General features: G+C 38.2%; 5 protein-coding genes. 3 read left to right on the top strand and 2 right to left on the bottom strand.

Annotation, left to right across the window (positions count from 1 at the left end):
- A partial coding sequence (locus tag ACEW8U_RS14280) for an HD domain-containing protein (protein WP_373522728.1) occupies positions 1–752 on the bottom strand: 752 nt, incomplete at its 3' end.
- Between the two features lie 51 nt (positions 753–803).
- Between ACEW8U_RS14280 and ACEW8U_RS14275 the strand changes: the two genes are divergently transcribed.
- The 3 genes from ACEW8U_RS14275 to ACEW8U_RS14265 are packed head-to-tail and all read left to right on the top strand — an operon-like array spanning position 804 to position 4,008.
- Positions 804–2,363 (top strand): PglZ domain-containing protein, encoded by a 1,560-nt coding sequence (locus ACEW8U_RS14275; RefSeq protein WP_373522727.1) that lies wholly within the window; start codon positions 804–806, stop codon positions 2,361–2,363.
- Between the two features lie 6 nt (positions 2,364–2,369).
- Positions 2,370–2,813, top strand: a complete 444-nt coding sequence (gene tsaE, locus ACEW8U_RS14270; protein WP_373522726.1) for a tRNA (adenosine(37)-N6)-threonylcarbamoyltransferase complex ATPase subunit type 1 TsaE — start codon at positions 2,370–2,372, stop codon at positions 2,811–2,813.
- Positions 2,806–4,008: an alanine dehydrogenase gene (locus ACEW8U_RS14265; protein WP_373522725.1), complete on the top strand. Its 1,203-nt coding sequence runs from the start codon at positions 2,806–2,808 to the stop codon at positions 4,006–4,008. The genes tsaE and ACEW8U_RS14265 overlap by 8 nt, the downstream gene beginning before the upstream one ends.
- Here ACEW8U_RS14265 and ACEW8U_RS14260 read toward each other — a convergent pair.
- The gene (locus tag ACEW8U_RS14260) at positions 4,005–4,478 is read right to left on the bottom strand and encodes a response regulator (protein WP_373522724.1); all 474 of its coding nucleotides are present in this window, start codon (positions 4,476–4,478) and stop codon (positions 4,005–4,007) included. The two genes, ACEW8U_RS14265 and ACEW8U_RS14260, sit on opposite strands and share 4 nt — an antisense overlap.
- Positions 4,479–4,636 lie beyond the last annotated feature (158 nt).

Here is a 4,636-nt window from a genome sequence, read left to right as displayed (position 1 = left end):
CCACCTTCCAGCAATTGAATTGCCCTGTTTATTAAATTAATCATCATTTTTTCGGCGCTAACGGTGGTTTTGTGCAGGTATACCTGCCAATACATCAACCTTCTTGCACTGAGAAAATTTTCGATACTGTAAAGTCCCTTTTCTTCAACTACCAATTGGTCATCCTTGATGTCCATCATTTTGATGATCCTGTCCGCACCTATTGTCCCCTCAGAGACTCCTGTAAAGAAACAATCCCTTTGGAGGTAATCCAACCGGTCAATATCAAGCTGACTTGAAACAAGCTGATTAAAAAAGTTCCTCTCATACACTCCTTTGAAGATTTTTATGGCTAAATTCAGTCGTCCTTGCAATTGCTCATTGAGTGTTTCCAGGACTAGGAGAGACAGTTCCTCATGGGATGTATTTTTCAACAAAGTAAATTCAAGGGCATGGGAGAAAGGCCCATGTCCGATATCATGAAGCAGAATCGCAACCATAGCAGCTTCATATTCATCATTACTGATTTCTATTCCCTTGTGGCGCAGGTTGTCTAAAGTAATGCGCATCAGGTGCATAGCCCCGATGGCATGGTGAAATCTGGTATGAAGTGCTCCAGGGTAAACAAAGTCAGTCAAACCCAATTGTTTGATACGACGTAACCTTTGAAAGTAAGGATGGTCAATAATGGTAAAAATCAATTCACCTGGAATGGTGATGAACCCATAAACAGGGTCATTCAGTATTTTATGACTTTTCAATGTCCATGACATTTGATAGGTTTCAAAAGTAATTATAATTTTAAAAGAAATAAACCAAATTTTATGCAAAACTTCAAAATCCTATGGGCAGATGACGAGATAGATCTTCTGAAACCACATATATTGTTTCTAGAACAAAGAGGTTACGAGATTACTACCGTCAACAGTGGTGTGGATGCCATTGAGTCCGTAGAAAAAAATAATTTCGATGTTATTTTTTTAGATGAGATGATGCCCGGAATGACCGGTCTCGAAACGCTCCAACAGATCAAGATGATCAAGCCACAGGTTCCTGTGGTGATGATAACCAAGAGTGAAGAGGAACATATTATGGATGATGCGATAGGAGGTAAAATTGCCGATTACTTGATCAAACCCATCAATCCAAATCAGATTCTGCTTTCTGTCAAGAAAATACTTCAAAACAAACAACTGATTACAGAAAAGACAAACCTTTCCTACAGGCAGGATTTCATGAATATCAGTATGGCCTGTAATGATGCTTCTACCCATCAGGAATGGACGGAGATTTACAAAAGACTGACCTATTGGGAAATGGAGATTGACAAGACTGAAAACAAAAGTATGCAGGATGTCCTCGAAACACAGAAAACAGAAGCCAATGCCAGTTTTGCTAAATTCATCAAAAACAATTACGTGGATTGGATCAGTGACCCAAAATCTTACAAACCTCTGTTGTCCCATAAAATAATGAATGAAAAGGTCTTCCCCTTTATTAAACCTGGTAAGCCCTTGTTTTTTTTGGTTATTGATAATCTTCGGCTTGATCAGTGGGAGGTTATCAAACCTTTGGTAACAGATCACTTCAATGTAGTGGAAGAAAGCACTTATTATAGTATTCTGCCCACCACCACCGCCTTTTCAAGAAATGCGCTATTTAGCGGACTCATGCCGTCTGATATGGCAAGGTTCCATCCCGAACTTTGGGAAGGTGAGGATACAGATGAAGGAAAAAATAATAATGAGGAACATTTTCTATCTGAAAATCTACATAGGAACAGGTTAAACATAAAATTCAGTTACCATAAAATACTTCAGGCATATCAAGGCAAAGCAGTTTTGGAACATTTCCATCAAATGCTCAACAATGACCTCAATGTTTTGGTGTACAATTTCGTGGATATGATGTCCCATGCAAGGACAGATATGAAAATGATCAGAGAACTGGCACCAAATGAATCTGCGTATAGGTCCATCACCAAAAGTTGGTTCGAGCATTCTTCGCTTTTTGAACTTTTTAAAAAAATACAAGCTGCAAAGGCAGATGTCATCGTGACTACCGACCACGGAACCAAAAGGGTAAACCGGCCTTATAAAATAATCGGGGATAAAAATGTCACAACCAATTTGAGATACAAACAAGGAAAGAACCTTAACTTTGAAAGTGGAAAGGTTTTTGAGATTTCAAAACCTGAAGATGCCAAGCTACCAAGGCTCAACATATCCACAAGTTATGTATTTACTGTAGAAGATTATTTCTTTGCTTATCCAAACAATTACAATTATTATGTAAATTACTACAAAGACACCTTTCAGCATGGTGGGGTTTCTTTGGAAGAAATGATTATCCCCTTCATACAACTTGAACCAAAGAATATTTAATTAAATTTGGAAAAGATTTATAGTTACAAGCTTGATGAAATCCAAGATATCGCCAAAAAGATAGTGGGTTTTTGTAGGGAAGAAAAAATCTGGATTTTCAAAGGAGATCTTGGGGCAGGCAAAACCACCATGATCAAATCCATAGCAAAAGTAGTCGGTATTGAAGACAGGGTTTCAAGTCCGACTTTTTCTTTGGTTAATGAATATTGGAATGATAAGGGAAATGTATTTTATCATTTTGATTTTTATAGGCTGGAAGATCCTGCTGAAGCGATGGAAATAGGAGTTGAAGAATATTTCTATAGTGGCAATCATTGCTTTATTGAATGGGCTGAAAAAATACCTGGGTATTTGCCACTTGATTTTATATTGATTGAGATTGAAGTTCAGGAAAATGACAATCGCAAAATAACTTTAAAGCAGATTATAAATGGGAAGTCAAATGGTTGAGATTACGGAAAGGGTAAGTCTATTTCCCAAAGAATCCCCTAAGAAAATAAAAAAATCAAAGAACTCTTTGGTTATTGGTTTACCTGCAGAATCTGCTGTCCAGGAAAAGAGGGTAGTTTTGACACCTGATGCTGTTGGACTATTAGTAAATAATGGGCAGGAGGTTTTGGTGGAGACTACTGCAGGTAAAGATTCCAAATTTACAGACCAAGAATACTCCGATGCGGGGGCTAAAGTGGTATATTCTCCTCAAGAAGCATTTGATGCGGAAGTGGTGATGAAGGTGGAGCCACCCACAGAACAGGAGATAGATTACATGAGGTCAGGCGCTTGTCTGATATCGGCAATTCAGCTTGGAAAGCAAAACGCGGATTTTATCCATGCATTAAATAGGAAAAGGATAACGGCAGTATCCTATGAACATTTGGAAGATAAAGTCGGAGGGATGCCTGTAGTACGCGCTATGAGTGAGATTGCAGGAAGCACAGTGATGCTGATTGCCTCTGAATACCTTAGCAGTGTCAATAATGGAAAAGGATTGATCATGGGCGGTGTGACTGGAGTACCTCCTACCCAAGTAGTTATTATTGGGGCGGGAACTGTTGCAGAATATGCAGCCCGTACAGCATTGGGTCTAGGTGCAAATATCAAAGTTTTTGATAACCATATTTACAAACTCCGTAGGATCAAGCATCTTTTAGGTCAACAGATATTTACATCTACCATTGATAATTTCACCTTGAGCAATGCACTGAAAGAAGCAGATGTAGTCATTGGTGCTCTAAGGGCTGAGAAGGGAAAAAATAAGGTTGTAGTCAGTGAGGAAATGGTTGCCGCAATGATGGAGGGAAGTGTATTGATTGATGTTGGCATCGATCAGGGCGGCTGTATTGAGACTTCAGAAATGACGACACATGAACAGCCAACATTTGTAAAGCATGGAGTGATTCACTATTGCGTACCAAATATCGCATCCCGTGTTTCCAGGACTGCTTCTTTTGCATTAAGCAATATCTTTACACCAATACTTTTACAGATGGCGGATCTTGGCGGAGCGGAGGAAATGGTTTTCAATTACAAATGGTTCATGAAGGGAGTGTATACCTATAGAGGCAGTCTTACCAATGCTTATTTAGCAAGGAAGTTTTCAATGACCCATAAAGAATTGCTCCTATTACTCGCCGCCAGATATTAAGAGAGGAGATTCTGTCTTAATACAAATTCAAGCTGACTGTTGATATCACTGAGGTCAGAAGTAAGTTGTCTATTTTCCAATCTGAGTTGATATACCTCGTATGCATTCTGGATGACATTGCGCATGTATTCTTCCTCCCAAGGCTTAGTCAGATAATGATAGATTTGGCCTTTGTTGATGGCGTCTATCACTGCCTGAATATCAGTGTAACCGGTGAGCAAAATTCTGATTGGATCAGGATTGATCGGTATAATGGATGAAAGGAAGTCGACACCTGTTTCATCAGGCATCCTTTGGTCTGTAATAATGATATGCACATCTTCAGACTTCAAAATCTCTCTTCCTTCATCAGCAGACATTGCCAAAAAGATCTTATAATCTCTCCTGAAAGTTGCTTTAAAGGCCTGAAGATTGTTTTCTTCATCATCTACATACAATATTTTTAATTTTTCTTCGGGTGAATTTATCATGGGGCTTATTCGGATGAATTTTGTTCGAAATGCAAATTAATATTGGGCAATTGGATTAATCTGCCTACAAAGTATCAAAAATATTTACTTAAAAAAAAATCATAACAAAAAATATTAAAATAATAATTCACAGTTATATTTTTTTTAAATGTTTTATG

It is taken from the genome of Aquiflexum sp., from assembly GCF_041751335.1.
Taxonomy (GTDB): domain Bacteria; phylum Bacteroidota; class Bacteroidia; order Cytophagales; family Cyclobacteriaceae; genus Aquiflexum.
The sequence above is the reverse complement of the archived record's forward strand: the minus strand, read 5'-3'. Positions and strand labels throughout refer to the sequence as shown.